The organism is Kribbella swartbergensis (assembly GCF_054784135.1).
This window is the reverse complement of the sequence record NZ_BAAGPM010000034.1, coordinates 42,367-60,450: the sequence shown is the minus strand read 5'-3', so window position 1 is coordinate 60,450 and position 18,084 is coordinate 42,367. Positions and strand designations below refer to the sequence as shown.

At 69.9% G+C, this 18,084-nt stretch carries 18 protein-coding genes and 1 riboswitch; of the genes, 9 read left to right on the top strand and 9 right to left on the bottom strand.

Features of this window, described 5'->3' with window-relative positions; all coding sequences use genetic code 11:
• Positions 1-47: 47 nt before the first annotated feature.
• From ACYVOK_RS29405 to ACYVOK_RS29390, 4 genes are read right to left on the bottom strand one after another with little or no spacing between them, the layout of a single operon-like run.
• Positions 48-1,478 (bottom strand): FGGY family carbohydrate kinase, encoded by a 1,431-nt coding sequence (locus ACYVOK_RS29405; protein ID WP_460665820.1) that lies wholly within the window; start codon positions 1,476-1,478, stop codon positions 48-50.
• On the bottom strand, positions 1,465-2,862 hold the full coding sequence (locus ACYVOK_RS29400) for an alpha,alpha-trehalose-phosphate synthase (UDP-forming) (RefSeq protein ID WP_460665819.1): 1,398 nt from the start codon (positions 2,860-2,862) through the stop codon (positions 1,465-1,467). The genes ACYVOK_RS29405 and ACYVOK_RS29400 overlap by 14 nt, the downstream gene beginning before the upstream one ends.
• Positions 2,863-2,868: 6 nt before the next feature.
• Positions 2,869-3,870, bottom strand: coding sequence for a Gfo/Idh/MocA family protein (locus ACYVOK_RS29395; protein ID WP_460665818.1), 1,002 nt, complete (start codon positions 3,868-3,870; stop codon positions 2,869-2,871).
• Positions 3,861-5,264, bottom strand: coding sequence for an amidase (locus tag ACYVOK_RS29390; RefSeq protein ID WP_460665817.1), 1,404 nt, complete (start codon positions 5,262-5,264; stop codon positions 3,861-3,863). Before ACYVOK_RS29390 ends, ACYVOK_RS29395 begins: the two co-directional genes overlap by 10 nt.
• Positions 5,265-5,446: 182 nt before the next feature.
• Between ACYVOK_RS29390 and ACYVOK_RS29385 the strand changes: the two genes are divergently transcribed.
• The 3 genes from ACYVOK_RS29385 to otsB are packed head-to-tail and all read left to right on the top strand — an operon-like array spanning position 5,447 to position 7,271.
• Positions 5,447-5,788, top strand: a complete 342-nt coding sequence (locus tag ACYVOK_RS29385) for a DUF3263 domain-containing protein (RefSeq protein ID WP_460665816.1) — start codon at positions 5,447-5,449, stop codon at positions 5,786-5,788.
• 2 nt (positions 5,789-5,790) lie between these two features.
• A complete protein-coding gene (locus ACYVOK_RS29380; RefSeq protein ID WP_460665815.1) occupies positions 5,791-6,441 on the top strand; it encodes a LytR C-terminal domain-containing protein in 651 nt (216 codons plus the stop codon).
• Positions 6,438-7,271, top strand: coding sequence for a trehalose-phosphatase (gene otsB / locus ACYVOK_RS29375; protein ID WP_460665814.1), 834 nt, complete (start codon positions 6,438-6,440; stop codon positions 7,269-7,271). Before ACYVOK_RS29380 ends, otsB begins: the two co-directional genes overlap by 4 nt.
• On the opposite strand, the gene ACYVOK_RS29370 is transcribed toward otsB, so the two are convergent.
• Entirely contained in the window at positions 7,237-7,704 is a 468-nt protein-coding gene (locus ACYVOK_RS29370; RefSeq protein WP_460665813.1) for a hypothetical protein, read from the bottom strand. The two genes, otsB and ACYVOK_RS29370, sit on opposite strands and share 35 nt — an antisense overlap.
• 45 nt (positions 7,705-7,749) lie before the next feature.
• Between ACYVOK_RS29370 and ACYVOK_RS29365 the strand changes: the two genes are divergently transcribed.
• From ACYVOK_RS29365 to ACYVOK_RS29340, 6 genes are all read left to right on the top strand, one after another.
• On the top strand, positions 7,750-8,703 hold the full coding sequence (locus ACYVOK_RS29365) for a DNA-3-methyladenine glycosylase family protein (protein WP_460665812.1): 954 nt from the start codon (positions 7,750-7,752) through the stop codon (positions 8,701-8,703).
• A 26-nt stretch (positions 8,704-8,729) separates the two neighbouring features.
• Positions 8,730-9,971, top strand: a complete 1,242-nt coding sequence (locus tag ACYVOK_RS29360) for a cation:proton antiporter (protein ID WP_460665811.1) — start codon at positions 8,730-8,732, stop codon at positions 9,969-9,971.
• A 157-nt stretch (positions 9,972-10,128) separates the two neighbouring features.
• Positions 10,129-11,091: a helix-turn-helix domain-containing protein gene (locus ACYVOK_RS29355; protein WP_460665810.1), complete on the top strand. Its 963-nt coding sequence runs from the start codon at positions 10,129-10,131 to the stop codon at positions 11,089-11,091.
• 65 nt (positions 11,092-11,156) lie between these two features.
• Positions 11,157-11,298, top strand: a riboswitch (SAM riboswitch).
• A gap of 13 nt (positions 11,299-11,311) precedes the next feature.
• Entirely contained in the window at positions 11,312-12,571 is a 1,260-nt protein-coding gene (gene thrC, locus ACYVOK_RS29350) for a threonine synthase (RefSeq protein ID WP_460665809.1), read from the top strand.
• Positions 12,568-12,843, top strand: a complete 276-nt coding sequence (locus ACYVOK_RS29345; RefSeq protein WP_460665808.1) for a ubiquitin-like small modifier protein 1 — start codon at positions 12,568-12,570, stop codon at positions 12,841-12,843. Before thrC ends, ACYVOK_RS29345 begins: the two co-directional genes overlap by 4 nt.
• A complete protein-coding gene (locus ACYVOK_RS29340; RefSeq protein WP_460665807.1) occupies positions 12,843-13,886 on the top strand; it encodes a zinc-dependent alcohol dehydrogenase family protein in 1,044 nt (347 codons plus the stop codon). Before ACYVOK_RS29345 ends, ACYVOK_RS29340 begins: the two co-directional genes overlap by 1 nt.
• Here ACYVOK_RS29340 and ACYVOK_RS29335 read toward each other — a convergent pair.
• The 4 genes from ACYVOK_RS29335 to ACYVOK_RS29320 are packed head-to-tail and all read right to left on the bottom strand — an operon-like array spanning position 13,849 to position 18,007.
• Positions 13,849-14,616, bottom strand: a complete 768-nt coding sequence (locus ACYVOK_RS29335; RefSeq protein ID WP_460665806.1) for a class I SAM-dependent methyltransferase — start codon at positions 14,614-14,616, stop codon at positions 13,849-13,851. The two genes, ACYVOK_RS29340 and ACYVOK_RS29335, sit on opposite strands and share 38 nt — an antisense overlap.
• Positions 14,617-14,633: 17 nt before the next feature.
• A complete protein-coding gene (locus ACYVOK_RS29330; protein ID WP_460665805.1) occupies positions 14,634-15,857 on the bottom strand; it encodes a helix-turn-helix domain-containing protein in 1,224 nt (407 codons plus the stop codon).
• Between the two features lie 48 nt (positions 15,858-15,905).
• Complete coding sequence (locus tag ACYVOK_RS29325) at positions 15,906-16,880, bottom strand: dihydrodipicolinate synthase family protein (protein ID WP_460665804.1); 975 nt, start codon at positions 16,878-16,880, stop codon at positions 15,906-15,908.
• An 8-nt stretch (positions 16,881-16,888) separates the two neighbouring features.
• A complete protein-coding gene (locus tag ACYVOK_RS29320; protein ID WP_460665803.1) occupies positions 16,889-18,007 on the bottom strand; it encodes a mandelate racemase/muconate lactonizing enzyme family protein in 1,119 nt (372 codons plus the stop codon).
• Between the last annotated feature and the right edge of the window lie 77 nt (positions 18,008-18,084).

The following is an 18,084-nucleotide window of genomic DNA, read 5'->3' as shown; positions in this document are numbered from 1 at the left end:
CGTCGTCCTTCGGCCGTATCAGCGACGTACCGCGAACGCGGTACGGCTCAGAGGACGGAGGCCCGCACGGCCAATTCGCGCAGGGCTGCGTAGCGCGGTCGCAGGTCGGCGACACGGGCGATCTCGTCGGGGAGCGGGGTCAGGTGCTCGCCACCGGGCTCGGGCGACAACCCGAGCGCGACCGCGGCCGCACCGCGCGCTCCGACCTCGGCTTCGGCGCACACCGTCGTCGGCCGGGCGAACGTCGCGGTGAGGCATCGCCGCCACCACGCCGACGCGTCGATCCCACCGCCGCCCAGGACCACCGAGAGCTCACGGCCGAACAGCGAGTCCAGCATCCGCAGGCCGCGGTCGATCTCCAACGACGCACCTTGCAGCGAGGCGGCGAGGAGATCTGCGGCGGTGTCGTCGAAGGAGAGACCGAAGAACACGCCGGAACCGCTCGGGACCGTCGCCGGCGGCCTGGTCCCGGCCTGGAACGGGATCGCGATCACCCGGGACGAGCCGATCTCGACGCCCGTCGGCTCCCCCTCGGCCAGTTGCAGTACGCCGGTCAGCCACGCGTGCAGGTTGCCCGCCGCCGAGAACGCCATACCGGTCACGGCACGCTCGTCGTCCACCCGGTAGCGCCACAACTCCCACGGCAGCTCGGGTGCGTCCGCGATCGGATGCACCACCCGTACGGCGGCCGACGTCCCCACGGTCACCGCCGCGGTCGTCTCGTCGTACCCGCCGGTCCCGACGTTCGACGCGGCCCCGTCACCCGTCGGCGGATGCACCGGTACGCCGACCAGCCCCGGCCAGCGGCGTGAGTACTTCGCGGACAACGACCCGGTCCAGGTGGACGGGACGATGGGCGGCAGCTGGTCGGCCTTGGCGCCGGCGATCTCCAAGGCCTCCTCGTCGTACACACCGCGTGCGAGGTCGACGGTGCCGGTGCCGGAGGCGATCGACACGGACGTGACCCGCTCGCCGGTGAGCCGTTCCAGGACCAGGTCCGGCAGGCCGGCGAATCCGGCCGGTGAAGCTTCGGACAGCAGCCAGGGAATCCGGCGCGTCCAGTACAGCCGGTGCAGCCACGAACCCGTGCGGGCGTGGAACGCGTGTTCGTCGAACGACGGCCCGAGGTCGAGTTCCACCGATCGCGTGTCGGCCCAGGTGACCACCGGGGTGAGCGCCGCCCCCTTGTTGTCGAGGGCAACGATCGAGTGCCACTGCGAGGACAGCACGATCGCGCCGATGCCGTCCAGGTGACCGTTCTGCTGCAGCTCGTCGAGGCAGCCGAGCAGGCCTTCGACGTACTCGTGCAGGTCCAGCGTGGCCGAGCCGCCGGTCGCGTAGGTCGGCGAGATCTTGTAGCGCGCCAGCGCACCGGGGACCGGGGCGGCGTCCTCCGCGGACAGGACCAGCGCCCGGGCGGACGACGTGCCGAGGTCGAGCGCCAGCAGGCGGCCGCTGCGGCCGTCAATCCTCGTCATGCAGCGCCTTCAGGAAGGCCGCGGCCCACACGTTCACGTCGTGCTGCGCGAGGTGCTTGCGCATCGCCTTCATCCGGCGGCCGAGCTGACGGTCGTCGGTGTTCATCGCGTCGACGACGGTGTCCTTCATCCCGTTGATGTCGTGGGGATTCACCAGGAACGCCTGCCGGAACTCGTCGGCGGCACCGGCGAACTCGCTCAGCACCAGCGCGCCGGTGTCGTCGTACCGGCACGCGACGTACTCCTTGGCGACCAGGTTCATGCCGTCGCGCAGCGGGGTCACCACGGCCACGTCGGCGGCCCGGAACAGGGCGGCCATCTCGGTCCGCGAGTACGACGTGTGCAGGTAGTTGATGGCCGGCGTACCGATCCGGCCGTGCTCACCGTTGATCCGGCCGACCAGCAGTTCGATCTCGTCCCGCAGCACCCGGTACTGCTCGACCCGTTCACGCGACGGCGTCGCCACCTGGACGAAGACCGCGTCGTCGACCGAGATGCGCTTCTCGTCCAGCAATTCGCCGAACGCGCGCAGCCGCTGCCGGATGCCCTTGGTGTAGTCCAGCCGGTCCACGCCGAGCAGGACGTGCGCGGGGTTGCCGACCTCCTCGCGGATCTCCCGCGCGCGGGTCTCGGTCTCCTGCTTGCGGGCGAGGTCCTCCAGTTCGCCGACGTCGATGGAGATCGGGAACGCCTTCGCGCGGACGATCCGGTCGTCGGGCAGGTGGATCCGGTCGCCGCGGGTGCGCAGGCCCATCCGGTTGCGGGCCAGCCGGGCGAAGTTCGAGGCGGCGCCGGGCCGCTGGAAACCGACCAGGTCCGCACCCATCAGCCCGTCCAGGATCTGCCGCCGCCACGGCATCTGCGCGAACAGCTCGGTCGGCGGGAACGGGATGTGCAGGAAGAACCCGATCCGTACGTCGGGGCGCAGCCGGCGCAGCATCGCCGGGACCAGCTGCAACTGGTAGTCGTGCACCCACACGTCGGCGTTGTCGTCGGCGGCGTCCGCGGCGGCCTCGGCGAACCGCCGGTTCACCGCGACGTAGGACTCCCACCACTCCCGGTGGAACTCCGGCGCCACGATCACGTCGTGGTACAGCGGCCAGAGCGTCGCGTTCGAGAAACCCTCGTAGTACAGCCGCACGTCCTCGGTGGACAGCATCACCGGGACCAGGTGCATGCCGTCGTTGTCAAAGGGATCGACCTTCTCGTCGGCGCTGCCGGTCCAGCCGATCCAGGCCCCGTGGTGACGCTGCATCACCGGGGCCAGCGCGGTCACCAGCCCGCCTGGGCTCCGCCGCCACGCAGTACTGCCGTCGGGCATCTCGATCCGGTCGACGGGAAGGCGATTGGCCACCACTACGAAGGAACTACGTCCGTTCGGCATCTGCTGTTATCCACCCAGGTCTTCGTTGTCACCGGGGTACCTGACCCCGATCTGTCTACGGGTCTCGTCGAGCAGCTCGAGGATCTCGATCGTCGCGGCATGCGGCAGGGACGGCACCTCGACGAGTCCGTTGCGCAGCGCCCGCATCACTTCGGCCGCCTCATAGTGGTACCCAAGCCCATGCGTCGGTACGTCGATCCGCTCCTGGCCGGCCGCCGTACTGCGCACGTAGTACTCGGGGTGGTGGAAGCGGTGGGGAAGCAACAGACTGCCGTCCGGTCCGCTGACCGAGGCGGTCCACGGGTTCTGCGAGCGCAGGCCGCAGGTCAGTGCCGCGACCGCGCCGGAGTCGTACCGCCACGCCATCGCGACGTTGAGGTCGACGCCGTCCTCGTTCAGCGAGCCGACCGCCTTGAGTTCGGCCGGACGGCCCAGCGCCATGTAGGTGAAGGTCATCGGGTAGATGCCGCCGTCCATCAGCGAACCGCCACCCAGCGCCGGATCGAGCAGGCGGGCCGGCAGCGACGGCTTGTGAAAGGCGAAGTCCGCGACGACCTGCTGCGGCTCGCCGATCACGCCGCTGTCCAGATCGGCGAAGAGGGCCTGGATCACCGGGTTGGTCCGCATCCACATGGCCTCGGCGAACAGCGTGTGGTGCTCGGTCGCGACCGAGACGAGGTCACGCGCCTGCTTGGCGGTCAGCGTGACCGGCTTCTCGCAGAGGACGGCGATCCGGGCCTGCAGCGCGGCCCGGGCGACCGCGTAGTGCTGCGGGTGCGGTGTGCCGATGTAGATGACGTCGACCGTGCCGGAGCCGATCAGCCGCCGGTAGTCGTCGTACGCGTGCTCGATGCCGAACTCGGCGGCGAACCGATCGGCCGTGCCCTGCGACCGGGACGCGACAGCGGTCACCACGGCGTCGTCGGGGAGCAGCTTCAGATCCCGCGTGAACGACGTGGAGATGTTGCCAGTAGCAACGATGCCCCACCTGACGCGATCTACACCCACTGTGTGAACTCCGGGGTCGGGAACGGTCCGTCTGCTGCGATTCTCGCGGTTTCGAACGCGTGAGCCAAGCGAATGAGCGTGGCGTCACTCCGTCCGGTGCCACTGAACGTGATTCCGACCGGCAGTCCGGCGACCAGTCCGGACGGCACCGAGATCAGCGGATAGCCCGCCAGCGCGGCATGTGAGGAGGAGCTGCCCAGTACGTGGTCGCCGTTGACCAGGTCGATGGTCCAGGCCGGGGAGTACGACGGGGTGACCAGAGCGTCGAGCTGGTTCTCGCGGAGCAGGTTGTCGATGCCGTCCCGGCCCGCCCGCAGGGCTGTCAGCCGCGCAGCCACGTAGATCGGGGAGTTCAGGCCTTCGGTGGCGGCAGCCCGCTCGAACAGCTCCTGACCGAACCAGCGCAACTCGACGTCCGCGTGCTCCTTGTTGAACGCGATCAGGTCGTCCAGCGTGCGCGGACCGCCAGGAGCACGAGTGGCCAGGTACGCCGCCATGTCGACCTTCAACTCGTGCGCGAGCACCTGCAACTGGTCCTCCTCGCCACCGGGCGTCGGAAGCGACAGGTGGTCGACGAGCGTGGCTCCACACCGGCTGAGAATTTCCAGAGCCTTCTCGCTGACCTGGTCGAGCCCGGCGGAGTAACCCCACAAAGGGCCTCGCGGTACGCCGATACGCATGTCGCTGAGGTCGGTGCCACGGCAGTGCTCGGTGTAGTCGGTGCCGCCACCGGTCAGCACGGTCAGCAGGGCTGCAGCCTGGGAAACCGTCCTGGTCATCGGCCCGGCGGTGTCCTGCGAGTGGGAGATCGGCACGATGCCCTGCTGCGGGACCAGCCCGACTGTTGGCTTCAAGCCCACGATGCCGTTCAGTGCGGCCGGGCAGACGATCGATCCGTTGGTCTCGGTGCCGATGGCGTAATCGGCCAGTCCGGCCGCGACGGCCGCGCCCGATCCGCTCGAGGAGCCGCCGGCGGAGCGGTTGAGGGCATACGGGTTGCGGGTGAGGCCGCCGTACGCGCTCCAGCCGGACGAGGACGACGTGCCGCGGAAGTTGGCCCACTCGCTCAGGTTGGTCTTGCCCAGGACGACACAGCCGGCCTCACGCAGCCGCCGTACCAGGGGAGCGTCCTGGAGTGGCGGCGGCTGCTCGGCCAGTGCCAGCGAGCCGGCCGTGGTCGGCAGGTCGGCGGTGTCGATGTTGTCCTTGACCAGTACCGGTACGCCGTGCAGCGGGCCACGGACCCGCCCTTCGGCACGCTCGGTGTCGAGGCGTGCGGCATGGGTGAGGGCGGCGGGATCGGGTGTGCAGACTGATTTGACCAGCGGGTCCACCTCACGGGCCCTGGCCTGCAGCTCTTCCACCAGCGCCACTGCGTGGAATTCCTTCCCCACCCCACCACCCCGGTCGGAGAGAGTTGAGGTCACTTGAACGATCCTGCCAGAGTTGAGGGCGTCCGGCTGCCGCGTCAGCGACACGGTCCGTGTCGCCGGAGCGGTGAATGACATCGCTGTTGTTCAGCACGTACAGTGGAGCGCGGACGGACGATCACCGACCGCACAGGAGTCACCAGCAGATGGACAGCGCCAACGCCAGCTCCCCGGGTCCCGCCGAAGCTGCGCCGCCGACTGCCGACCGGGGTGGTGCGGCGGGGGAGTCGGGCACGGCCGGGCTCTCCGAGCGTGACGGCGCGATCCTCGCCTTCGAGCGCCACTGGTGGAAGTACGCCGGGGCCAAGGAGCAGGCGATCCGGGACCAGTTCCAGATGTCCGCGACCCGGTACTACCAGGTGCTGAACGCGCTGATCGACCGGCCCGAGGCCCTCGCTCACGACCCGCTGCTGGTCAAGCGGCTGCGCCGGTTGCGCGCCGCCCGGCAGCGAGCCCGTTCGGCGCGCCGTTTGGGCATCGAGGTCTGACCGTGACCCGCCCGAAGGACGACAGAGGCCAGGTCCTCTCGTCCCTCGTTGCCGTGCTCGCCGTCGTGGCGATCGTCGCCGGCCTGCTGGTGCTGTTCGGCACCCGCGGCAACGACAGCACCGCGAACGAGCCGTCCGCCGCCGACACCCCGACACCGAAGCCGACGGGCGGGCCGTCGACCGTCGGTGCGAGTGTGCCCGGGCCGACCGCTCAAGGCACGACGCCGACCCCCACCGCGGGACCGACGTCCCCGCCGACGAGCGATCCGGCCGTCGAGCCCAGCAGGGAACCGTCGACCGAGCCCAGCAGCGAGCCGTCGACGGCGCCGCCGCCCGCCACCCAGCCGCCGGCGACGCAGCCCACCACCATCCCGCCGGCCCAGCGCCCGGCGGTCGAGATCTACAACAACACCCAGCGCAAGGGCCTGGCCGACTCGGTCGCCGGCCGGGCGCGGCAGGCGGGCTGGACCGTGGCCGGCGCCGACAACTGGCGCGGCAAGGTCGCCGCCAGCACCGTGTACTACCCGCCGGGCATGCTCGACGCCGCCAACCAGCTCGCCCGCGACCTCGGCATCGGCCGGACCAAGGGCGCGCTCGACAACATGAAGAAGGACCGGCTCACCGTGATTCTCACCACGGACTACACCGGATGAGTACGCCGACGATCCAGACCGAGGCCGGTCGCGAGGGCTGGGAGGCGATCGTCGCCGATCCGGCCACCGCGGTGATCTCGTCGGACTTCGACGGCGTCCTGTCGCCGCTGGTCGAGGACCCGGCCCGGGCCCGTCCGGTGGAGGGCGCTCTGGACGCGCTGGCCCGATTGGCCCGCTCGGTGCAGCAGGTGGCGATCGTCACCGGCCGCCCCGCCCTCGTCGCCACCGAGCTCACCGGTGTGACCGGCCACCCCGGCCTCGGGCGTCTCGTCGTACTGGGGCACTACGGGCTGGAGCGGTGGGAGGCGTCGACCGGCCGGGTGACGAGCGACCCGGTGCCTCCTGGTGTCGCCGCAGCGCGCAGCCGGTTGCCCGAGCTGCTGCGGGAGCTGGACCTGTCCGATGCCTTCGTGGAGGACAAGGAGAGCTCGCTGGCGGTTCACACCCGCCGCATGTCCGATCCGGCCGGTGCACTCGAAAGACTGCGTACGCCGCTGACCGAGCTGGCCAAGTCGACCGAGCTGCGGCTGGAGCCGGGCAACCTGGTGCTGGAGCTGCGGCCGCCGGGTATCGACAAGGGTGTCGCACTGCGCCGCCTGCTCGAGTCCACCGGTGCCCGGTCGATCCTGTACGCCGGTGACGACCTCGGCGACCTGGCGGCGTACCGGGCGATCGAGGAGCAGCGCAAGGCCGGTCTGCGCGCCGTACTGCTCGCCACCCGGTCGTCGGACGCTGCCGAGCTGATCGAGGCGGCCGACATCGTGGTGGACGACCCGACCGGTGTGGTGACTGTCCTCACGGCGCTTTCGGACGCGATCGCAGCACGCTGAACGTCTGCGCGAGGGTCCGGCCGAACGACTGGACCGGCCGCTCGGCGTACCCGCCGTCGTGGAGGTTGGCCAGCCGCTCGAACGGGTTCCGCGACGCCGGGTCGCCGGTGAGCACCCACGAGATGACGACACCGACGACGTACAGCGGCCACAACGGCAAGCCGATCAGGCAGAAGTACTGCCACGAGTGCCGCTCCTCGTGCCGGACCAGCGCCTCGTCGTCGAAATACGGGCGCTCGTGCTTGCTGAGTACCACGTTCCCGATCGTGAACGCCCCGGCCACCGGGAACTTCACCTTGTACCCGTTCGCGAACAACAGTCCCCGAGGCCCCCGGCTGAACCGGGCCCGTCCGATCACCCCGACCAGCAGGCCCACGACCGTCGACAGGTTCAGGACGTTCCCCACCGCCTTCACCCACTGCCACCCGGTCATGCCTCAGTATGCGGTTCTGTCCGTGGCATGAGTAAGACTTGGCGCGTGAGTTCGGTGGTGCGGGTCTGGCGTCCAGGGCGAGCGGTCGATCCGCACACGGTGATCAGCGGCTTGCGGAAGGGGCCGGGCGACCCGGCGTACGTGTTCGACCCGGTACGGCGGGCCGTGTGGCGGGCCACGCGGACCCCCGAAGGACCGGTGCTCTTGCGACTGACGCCGTACGCCGCGATCGGGGAGGTGGAGGCCGAGGCGTGGGGGCCGGGCGCCGAGTGGGCGCTGGACGGGGTGCCGGAGTTGCTGGGGGATGCGGACAGCTGGGACGGGTTCGAGCCGCTGCCGGAGCACACGGCGCTGGTGGACGCGGCGCGACGGTTCCCGCATGTCCGGGTGCCGCGGACGCGGGCCGTCTTCGAGGCGATGGCGGCCGCGGGGATCGAGCAGGTTGTCACCGGCAAGGAGGCGTTCCGCGCCTGGCGGCTGCTCCTGCGTGAGTACGGCGAACCGGCGCCGGGGCCGCGGCCCCCGGACGGCCGAATCATGATGGTCCCGCCCTCGCCGGAGGAGTGGCGGCTGATCCCCTCCTGGCAGTGGTTGCGGGCCGGCGTGGAGAGCCGTCGGTCGAGGGTCGTGATCACCGCCGCGACGCGAGCCAAGGCGTTGGAGCGGACGCTGGAGCTGACCGACTCGGCCGAGATCGAGCGACGGCTGCGGTCGCTGCCCGGCGTCGGCGTGTGGACGGCCGCCGAGGTGCGGCAGCGGGCCCACGGTGACGCGGACGCCTTCTCGTTCGCGGACTACCACGTGTCCCGGAACGTCTCGTACGCCCTGATCGGCGAGGAACTCGACGACGACGGCTGTGCCGAACTCATCGAGCCGTACCGAGGCCACCGTTTCCGCGTCCAGCGCCTGCTCGAACTGGCTGGGATCGGACACCCCCGATACGGCCCGCGCAAGGCGCTCCCGACGCACACTCCGGGAGCGACCCACCGCTTGAGGTAATCGGTACTGGGCACCGGAGTCACACGATGCGAATCGACGGGGACGGCCTGTACCTGGTCGCAGGGCTGGCCTTGCTGCTGGGGGCAGTGCTGCCCCGGCTGCTGCGGCGGTACGCGGTCTCGGCGCCGATCGCCTTTCTCGGTGCGGGCATGCTGCTCGGACTCGTGGTCGACCGGGAGCGGCTCAGTCCGCTGGCCGAGCCGGACATCACCGAACACCTGGCCGAGCTCACCGTCCTGATCGCACTGATGGGCGTCGGCCTCGCGATCGACCGGCCGATCGGGTTGCGGCGGTGGTCGGTGACCTGGCGGCTGCTGTTCATCGCGATGCCGGCCTGCGTGGCGGCGATGGCAGGCGCCGGTTGGTTGCTCGGCGTGGCGCCGGCGGTCGCGCTGCTGGTCGGTGCGGTGCTCGCGCCGACCGATCCGGTCCTCGCCTCCGACGTACAGGTGCAAGGGCCGAAGACCGGCGAGCACGCCGAGCCGGAGGAGGACGACGAAGTCCGCTTCGCACTCACCTCGGAGGCCGGTCTGAACGACGGCATGGCGTTCCCGCTGGTGTATCTGGCCGTGTTCGTCGCGACCAAGGAATCGGTCGGCGGATGGGCGCTGGAGTGGCTCGCCTGGGACGTGGTCGGCAAGACGGTAATCGGCGTGGCGATCGGCGCGGGGTCAGGGTGGCTGCTCGGCCGGATGGCCTTCTCCGCACCGCTGCGCAGCTTCCGGCTCGCCGACTCCCGGGAGCCGGTCCTCGCGCTGGCCATGACGCTCGGTGTGTACGGACTGGCCGAGGTGCTGCACGGCTACGGCTTCCTGGCGGTGTTCGTGGCCGCCCTGGCGCTGCGTGCCGCGGAGCGCGGACACGAGTACAACGTCGAGCTGCACAACTTCATGGAGCAGCTCGAGCACATCCTCACCTGGGGCATTTTGCTGCTGCTCGGTATCGCGGTGACCGGAGGCCTGCTGCGACCCCTGACGCTGTCCGGTGCCGTGCTCGGCGCGCTGCTCGTGCTGGTGATTCGTCCGGTGACCGCGTGGCTTGCTCTGCAACGGACCGAGATGCGCCGGTCCGAGCGGTGGGTCACTGCGGCGTTCGGCGTCCGTGGGGTCGGTTCTGTGTTCTACCTGGCGTACGTCGGTCCGCACTTCGCCGGAGACCTGGCCTGGTTGTGGGCGACAGTCGGGTTCACCGTCGTGCTGAGCGTCGTACTGCACGGGGTGGCCGCGACACCGATGATGCGGATGCTCGAGCGGCGCCGCGGGAATTGAGCGCCGCGGCCGGCGGCTCGACGCCGTGCCGGATCGCGGCCGCGGCGTGAATTCCGGCGGCGAAGTCCTTCAGTGCCTTGAACATGCCTCCATCGTCCGGGGCCCCGCCTGCGCGCAGAAGTGGCGTGAACGACCTCTATCGCTAAGATTTCGACACATGGCTCAGCGCACCGTGTCGGTCCTCGCGTACGACGGGATGACGGCCTTCGAAGCCGGGATCGTGATCGAGGTGTTCGGGCTGGTGTGGCCGGACATCGACCAGCCCTGGTACGACCTGAAGGTCTGCACGGAGACGCCGGACCCGATCCGTGTGCTGGGCGGTGCCACGCTGAGCAGCCCGTACGGCCTGGAGGAGTTCGCCGCGGCGGACACTGTCGTCATCCCTAGCGTCGCGGACCCGCACGGCACGACCTCGCCTGAGCTCATTGCCGCGCTGCAGGTCGCGCATCGCCGTGGCGCCCGGATCGTGTCGATCTGCTCAGGTGCGTTCGCCCTCGCGGCCGCCGGCCTGCTCGACGGCCGCCGCGCCACCACCCACTGGCGGTACGCCGAGTTGCTCCGCGAGGGCTACCCCGAGATCGTCGTCGATCCCGAGCCGCTCTACACCGACGAGGGCGACGTACTCACCAGCGCGGGCTGTGCGGCCGGCCTCGACCTGGCCATGCACCTGGTCCGCAAGGACCACGGCGCGGCCGTGGCGAACGCGGTCGCCCGGCGCCTCGTGATCCAGCCGTACCGGTCCGGCGGGCAGGCGCAGTACATCGAGTCCCCGGTGCCGCCCGATCCGGACGACGCCTCGGTCGCCCGGAGCCTGGGCTGGGCGCTCGAACATCTCGCCGAGCCCATCGGCGTACCCGATCTGGCCAGGCAGGCGGGGTTGTCGCCGCGGACGTACCTGCGGCACTTCGTGAAGGCGACCGGGACGACGCCGGGCAAGTGGCTGATCGCCCAGCGGGTGCAGGCGGCGCTGACGATGCTGGAGACCGGCGACGCGCCGGTCGAGGAGATCGCGGCGGCGGCCGGGTTCGCCTCGCCGGTCACGCTCCGCCACCACTTCGCCAAGCAGTTGCACACCTCGCCGTCGGCGTACCGGCGGACCTTCCGGGCCCGGCAGGGCTGAGATCGGCTGTCTCGGATGCTGGGAACCGAAGACACAATATGGACCCGATTGGGTAACCTCGGGGGAGCTCATCCAGAGGGACTGAGGGAAACGGCCCGTTGAAGTCCCGGCAACCCTCCCCGTTGAGGTCCCAGTCCCGGGCCCCTCGCGGCGGAACGGTGCCAAATCCGTCCCGCGCCGAGATCCGGTGTCCGGGGAAGATGAGAGGGGAACCTCACTCATGAGCCTGACCGCCACCCACACCATCCGTGAAGGTGCCTTCGGCAACGGTACGCACCTGAGCTGTCGCGCGTGTGGGGCGAAGTCGCCGCTCGGTCCGTTCTACGCCTGTACCGAGTGCTTCGGTCCGCTCGAGGTCGGGTACGACTTCCCGACCATCACCCGTGAGCAGATCGAGGCCGGCCCCAAGAACATCTGGCGCTACCAGCCGCTGCTGCCCGTCCCCGTCGACGTGGCAAGCTTCCCGAACACCGAGCCCGGTTACACCCGGCTCATCGACGCGCAGAACCTGGCCCGCGAACTGGGCCTTCGCAAACTCTGGGTGAAGGACGACTCCGGCAACCCGACCCACTCCTTCAAGGACCGCGTGGTCGCCTCCGCACTGAGCGCCACCCGCGAGCTCGGCATGAAGGTCTTCGCCTGCCCCTCGACCGGCAACCTGGCCAACGCCGTCGCCGCTGCCGCCGCCCGGGCCGGCATCCGCTCGGTCGTGTTCATCCCGCATGACCTCGAGCGCCCGAAGGTGATCACCACCGCCGTGTACGGCGGCACGCTGGTCGCCGTCGAGGGCAACTACGACGACGTGAACAAGCTGGCCTCCGAGATCGCCGGCGAGGAGGAGGGCTGGGCGTTCGTCAACGTCAACGTCCGCCCGTACTACTCCGAGGGCTCCAAGACGCTGGCCTTCGAGATCGCCGAGCAGCTCGGCTGGCGGCTGCCGCAGCAGATCGTCATCCCGGTCGCCTCCGGCTCGCAGCTGACCAAGATCGACAAGGGCTTCACCGAGCTCGGCAAGCTCGGCCTGGTGGACGCCACCGACTACAAGGTGTACGGCGCCCAGGCCACCGGCTGCTCGCCCGTGGCCCAGGCCTTCCGGGACGGGTACGACGTGGTCAAGCCGGTGAAGCCGGACACCATCGCGAAGTCGCTGGCGATCGGCAACCCGGCCGACGGACCGTACGTCCTGGACGTCGCCCGTCGTACCGGCGGAGCGATCGAGGACGTCACCGACGAAGAAGTCGTCGCGGGCATCCAGTTGCTGGCCCGGACCGAGGGCATCTTCACCGAGACCGCGGGCGGGGTGACGGTCGCGACGCTGAAGAAGCTGGTCGAGACCGGTCAGCTCGACCCCGAGGCCGAGACCGTGATCATCAACTCCGGCGACGGGCTGAAGACGCTCGACGCCGTGGCCGACCGGGTCGGCCCGAAGGTGACCATCCCCGCGTCCTACGACGCCTTCGTGAAGGCAGGTCTGCAGTGAGTGTGAGTGTCCGGGTGCCGACCATCCTGCGGCCCTACACCCAGGGTGCTTCCTCGGTCAGCGCCGAGGGTTCCACGCTGAGCGAGGTCCTCGAGTCGCTGGACAGCTCGTACCCCGGGATCAAGGGCCGCGTGCTCGACGAGTCCGGCGAGCTGCGCCGGTTCGTCAACGTGTACGTCGACAACGACGACGTACGCTTCGCCGACGGCCTGCAGACCTCGATCAAGGACGGCGGAGAGGTCTCCATCATCCCGGCGGTCGCCGGCGGCTGATGCGCGCCGTCCTGGTCGAGCAGTACGGCGTCCCGCCCACGGTTGTCGACGTAGCAGCTCCTGAGCCGGAGCCCGGTGGTGTCGTCCTGAAGGTCGAGGCCACCGGGCTGTGCCGCAGCGACTGGCACGGCTGGATGGGACACGACCCGGACATCGTCCTGCCCCACGTCCCCGGGCACGAACTGGCCGGGACCATCGCTGCCATCGGCACCGGCGTATCCGGCTGGCAGGTCGGCGACCGCGTCACCACGCCGTTCATCTGTGCTTGTGGCACGTGCGAGCAGTGCCTCTCGGGGAACCAGCAGGTCTGCCCCAACCAGGTGCAGCCCGGGTTCAACTATTGGGGATCCTTCGCCGAGTACGTCGCCGTGCCGTACGCCGAGGTGAACCTGGTGCGCCTCCCGGACTCGTTGGACTTCGACACCGCGGCTGGACTGGGCTGCCGGTTCGCGACGTCGTTCCGCGCCATCCGCCAGGTCGGCCGGGTCACGGCGGGGGAGACCGTGGTCGTCTTCGGCTGCGGCGGCGTCGGACTGTCCGCGGTGATGATCGCGGCCGCCCTCGGTGCGCGGGTGGTTGCGGCCGACACCAACCCGGCCGCTCTGGAACTCGCCCGCTCGTACGGCGCATCCGTCGTACTGCAAGCCTCGCCGCAGATCGTCGACGAGATCCGCGCCCTCGGCGGCGCCCACGTCACCATGGACGCCCTCGGCTCCAACGACATCGTCCAGCAGGCCCTGCTCGCCCTACGGCCCCGCGGCCGCCACCTCCAGGTCGGCCTCCTCCCGTCCGGAGTCCAACTGGACGTCGGCCGCCTGATCGGCCAGGAACTCGAATGGCTCGGCAGCCACGGCATGCCCGCCCACGCCTACCCGGAAATGCTCCACCTAGTTGCCTCCGGCAACCTCAACCCGGCCGCCCTGATCACCCGCACCATCACCCTCGACGAAACCCCCACCGCCCTGGCAGCCCTCACCCAGGGCACCCCACCCGGCGTCACGGTCATCAACCCCTGGCCTCAGCCCGGTGCGCCGAGGCCCTGACGCAGATGAGATCGCCTTTGTAGGGCCCGTCCTGTGACAGGACACGAAGCCCGGCGCGCTCCAGTTCATCTCGCAATGCCATGGCTGTCAGGTGGCGCCGGTGAGGGTGGTACCAAATGCCGTCGATCTCGACCGCATCGTGTCCCGCTCCGGTGGACGGCACCTCCTGGTAACAGATGCCGGTCGTCGGGTCGTAGCGGAAACCAGCTCCGTAGCTGCGGTCCGGCTCGTACATGGCTGTGGAGACGAGGTAGCAGCCGCCGGCCTTCAGACGGGCGCGCACGGCGGCGAAGACGCTGGCTCTGTCGGCGTCGGTGACGATCGATTGAAGGCAGTAGCTGTCGACGATGAGGTCGTACTGCTTGCTGACCGGCTCGTCTGCGAGGGCGCACATGTCCTGCACGCCGAAGGTGACGTCCAGGCCGCGTTGCCGGGCAAACCGACGAGCGAGTGTGATCGCCTGGGGAATGAGGTCGATCGCGTCGACCTGGAAGCCACGTGCCGCTAGGAAGCACGCTGCCGGTCCGGTACCGCAGCCGTACTCCAGAACGTCAACCTCAGCCGACGAGGGCAGGTCGAGGCGAGTCAGAGCGTGTTCGAGGAACGCCCGGTTCGGGAACGCGCCGAAATCCTCGGTCCGGTCCTCCTCGAAGAGGTCATTCCACTGGGTCATACCCTCCTGCTCGACCCGCCGATATGCCGCTTCATGCTCGGCGTAGTAGTACCGCACCTCGCCCTCCAGGGTTCTTAGAGGCGGATCAGATAGACGGTTGGGGGGCGGCCGGTGCGGCCGTGTTGTTGGGAGCCTATGGGGTCGGCCAGTCCGGCGCGTTCGAGGCGTTTGAGGACTCGGCGGGCGGTGCGGAGTTGGACGGCGAGGTGGTCGGCGACGTCCTGGGTGGTGAGGCCGTCGGGGAGGGTGGCGACGAGTTCGCGCATCCGGGCGAGGGTCTGGGTGTTCAGGCCGACCCGGCGGGCCAGCAGGGGCAGGCTTTCCGCGCTGCGGGCGGTGGTGGGTTGGTCGCCGGTCGGCTCGATCACGATCTCCACGTCGTCGGACATTGACACCACACCGGCGACCGAACCGATCGACGCTGCCCGGCTCACCGCGCGACGGGCCAGCGCTTCGGCTTCGGCCGCCGTACGTCCGACGCCGAAGCCGATGTACGCCGTACTGTGCCTGGACGCGAGGTGGTCGAGCAGGGGCATCCGGGTGAACTGTTCGGTCGCCTGCTCCAGCACACCGCGGGTGGTGACGACCAGGTGCCGACCGTCAGGGAGCGCGGCCAGGCTGGCGCCGAGGGTGATGAGGTCGGCGGCGAGGGCGTCGTCCGGCTCGGGCAGGTCGATCACGCCGAGGGCGACCTGGGCGTCGCCGACGTGCTGGCCGGTCGTCGTCAGAACCAAAGCCTGCAGCGTGGAGCGGATCGAGTACCGCGACGGCGCGAGACGGACCGACGGCATCTCGTTCTCGAGCAGGTGGAAGGCGGAGCCGAGGCAGCTGATCGCGACCTTGGTGTCGTGCTTCTCGCGGGCGGTGCGATGGAACGCGACGATGTCGTCCGAGGTCAGGCCCGGCCGGTACGGCAGCACCTGGATCTGGTCGGTCGGCAGTTTGGCCTCGATCAGCGTCTCCAGCACCTCACTGCGCCGCAGCGTGTCGATCGAGAACTGGGTGACGTTGTGGCCGAGCCGGAGCAGTTCGACCAGGGCTCGCAGCAGGGTGGCGCCGTCGTACGAGACGTACATCGCCGGGCGGTCGATCACGCCGGCCCCGGTGGCGATCGTGTACGGGACGACGCCGGTGAACAGGATCGCGTCCACCTTCTCGTGCGACTGCTCGACCACGTCGACCGCTTCGGTCTCGTGGCGGTAGGGCAGCGGGAGCAGGGTCGCGCCGCTCGGCGGACCGACCGCGATCACGCGCTGGACCAGGTCCTCCGGGCCGATGACACCGACCGTGAGGGCCATCAGGCCACCGCTGGGTTGATCTGCACGGCACTCCTTCTGGTCTGGCCCTCAACTCGCAGGATAGTGGCTGAGTTCCTCGAGACAGCGGATCACGACGTCACGCTCGGCCGCGGGCAGGTCGGGGCCGTACGGGTCGTGGGCCGCGTCCTCGGGGACGAGGCCCTCCCACACCGCGGCCCAGAGCATCCGCTGCACGTAGCCCTCGATGGGTGCGTAGAAGGTCGCCGCGGCGAACCGGTCCAGCCGGTCTGATGCGGTCAGGAAGCCGGTGTGGTCGCCAGACGTCCAGGCTCGGAGTACGGCGGCTGACAGCTCGACCTGAGCCGCGGCGATGCCGACCAGTGCGGTGTCGGCGCCCCACATGAAGGAGGGGCCGAACATCCGGTCCTCACCGGTGATGAGCAGCTTGCCCGTACCGCGCCCGGCCCAGATGGCGTCCTGGCAGCCGATGGCCCGATCCAAGGTGGCCGTCTTGACCCCGAGCATGGCGTCCAGGCTCAGGAGGTCGCGGATGAGCTCCGGCGGGTACGGGTACCCACCTGCCTCACCGTGCAGGTAGAAGCCGACCAGAGGCAGCCCACTCTCGGCCGCAACACGTTCATGCAACGCAACGGCTTGCGCGTGCCCGTCCGGCAGGTCGCGCAACGCTGCCAAGGGGTAGACCATCACGGCATCGGCTCCGCCCGCTGCGGCCTGCAGAGCCATCGCCACAATCGCGTCTGCAGCCTCTTGCAGGGTCTGTACCGGCTCAGAGCGAGGTACGCCGACCCCAGCGACGATGGGGACGTCTACAGCCTGCCGCCACGTCTCCAGCACCTTGGAGCGATCTCCAGGCGACAGGTAGAGGCCACGACCGGTGTGAGCCCACACAGCCACCCCACCGATCGGCTCGGTAGCGATCCGGCCGGCGTATGCGGTCAGAGCGTCGTACGCGACGACACCGTCGGTGGCCATCGGGGTGACGACGGCGGGAAGCAGAGTGCCGCGGAGTTGCTCGACGAGTGGGTGCCCGGAATCAGACATGGAACCTCTCAGACGTCGTGGCCGAGGCCTGGGCTCGTTGGTACGTCGATCCAGCCGTCGCAGTCGGCGAACACGGTCGGAGCCAGCGGGTCCTCGTGCACCATCAGCGGCCCGACCAGGTCGGCTGCCACGGTCGCACCGGGTACGGCGGCGGCCAGGTGGACCGCGGCCAGGGTGGCCACGCCCAGCTCTGGCATCGAGCCTACCTTCACCGCCAGGCCCGCGGCCTCGGCTACGTTGGCGATCTGCAGGGCTCTGTGCAGTCCACCGACCTTGAGGATCTTGATGTTCAGTACGTCGGCCGCACCCCGCCGGGCGATCTCCAGAGCGTCCTGCAGCGAGTGCATGCTCTCGTCGACCATCAGGCGTACGTCGAGCCGCTCACGCAGCCGGACCAACCCGGCCAGGTCCCATCGCGGCAGCGGCTGCTCCAGCAGGGTCAGCCCGGCACCAGCCATCTTGGCCAGGAAGGGGAGCGCCGTGGCAGCGTCGTACCCCTCGTTGGCGTCGAGACAGAGCTCAGCGTCGGCAGGGATGGCTGCACGGACCGCCCGGACCAACTCGAGGTCCTTGGCCGGCTCGTGGCCACCCTTCACCTTCAGATGCCGGAAGCCCTTGTCGGCGTACTCGGCCGCCTCGGCCGCCATCTCGTCGAGAGTGCCGAGCCCGACCACCCACGTGGTCTGCACACGGTCCCTGATGCTCCCGCCGAGCAGCGAGTGCACAGGCCAGCCGCTCAGCCGGCCGGCCAGGTCGTACAGGGCGATGTCGAGGCCTGCCTTGGCCACGTGCTGCCCGCGGAGGACGGAGTCCATCACCAGGTGGGCTCCGGCCCGGTCGAGCGGGTCGTGGCCGATCAGCGCCGGCGCGAGATGCTCCTCGATCGCCGCGGTGACGCCGGCCAGCGTCTCCCCGGTGTACGCCGTCATCGGCGAGGTCTCACCGATGCCGATCGCGCCGTCGGCGGTGTGCACCTCCACCACCAGGCTGACCAGTTCGGTGCTGATCCCGCTGCTGATCTGGAACGGGCGCCGGTACGGCGCGCTGACCACGCGGGTCTTGATCGCACTGATCGGCCCCGCGCCGGTCTCGGCCGGCACCCCGACCGGATGCGGTACGACACTCAAATCCGGCTCCTCAGGGTCGCAATCTGGCGAGAAAGGACTTACGGTCAAGACCGTAAATACCGCGAGCGCTCTCTGTC

Coding starts and splice junctions, on each gene's coding strand:
- ACYVOK_RS29405 (WP_460665820.1), bottom strand. CDS start 1,478: ATGACGAGGATTGACGGCCGCAGCGGCCGCCTGCTGGCGCTCGACCTC.
- ACYVOK_RS29400 (WP_460665819.1), bottom strand. CDS start 2,862: ATGCCGAACGGACGTAGTTCCTTCGTAGTGGTGGCCAATCGCCTTCCC.
- ACYVOK_RS29385 (WP_460665816.1), top strand. CDS start 5,447: ATGGACAGCGCCAACGCCAGCTCCCCGGGTCCCGCCGAAGCTGCGCCG.
- otsB (WP_460665814.1), top strand. CDS start 6,438: ATGAGTACGCCGACGATCCAGACCGAGGCCGGTCGCGAGGGCTGGGAG.
- ACYVOK_RS29370 (WP_460665813.1), bottom strand. CDS start 7,704: ATGACCGGGTGGCAGTGGGTGAAGGCGGTGGGGAACGTCCTGAACCTG.
- ACYVOK_RS29360 (WP_460665811.1), top strand. CDS start 8,730: ATGCGAATCGACGGGGACGGCCTGTACCTGGTCGCAGGGCTGGCCTTG.
- ACYVOK_RS29355 (WP_460665810.1), top strand. CDS start 10,129: ATGGCTCAGCGCACCGTGTCGGTCCTCGCGTACGACGGGATGACGGCC.
- thrC (WP_460665809.1), top strand. CDS start 11,312: ATGAGCCTGACCGCCACCCACACCATCCGTGAAGGTGCCTTCGGCAAC.
- ACYVOK_RS29340 (WP_460665807.1), top strand. CDS start 12,843: ATGCGCGCCGTCCTGGTCGAGCAGTACGGCGTCCCGCCCACGGTTGTC.
- ACYVOK_RS29330 (WP_460665805.1), bottom strand. CDS start 15,857: ATGGCCCTCACGGTCGGTGTCATCGGCCCGGAGGACCTGGTCCAGCGC.
- ACYVOK_RS29325 (WP_460665804.1), bottom strand. CDS start 16,880: ATGTCTGATTCCGGGCACCCACTCGTCGAGCAACTCCGCGGCACTCTG.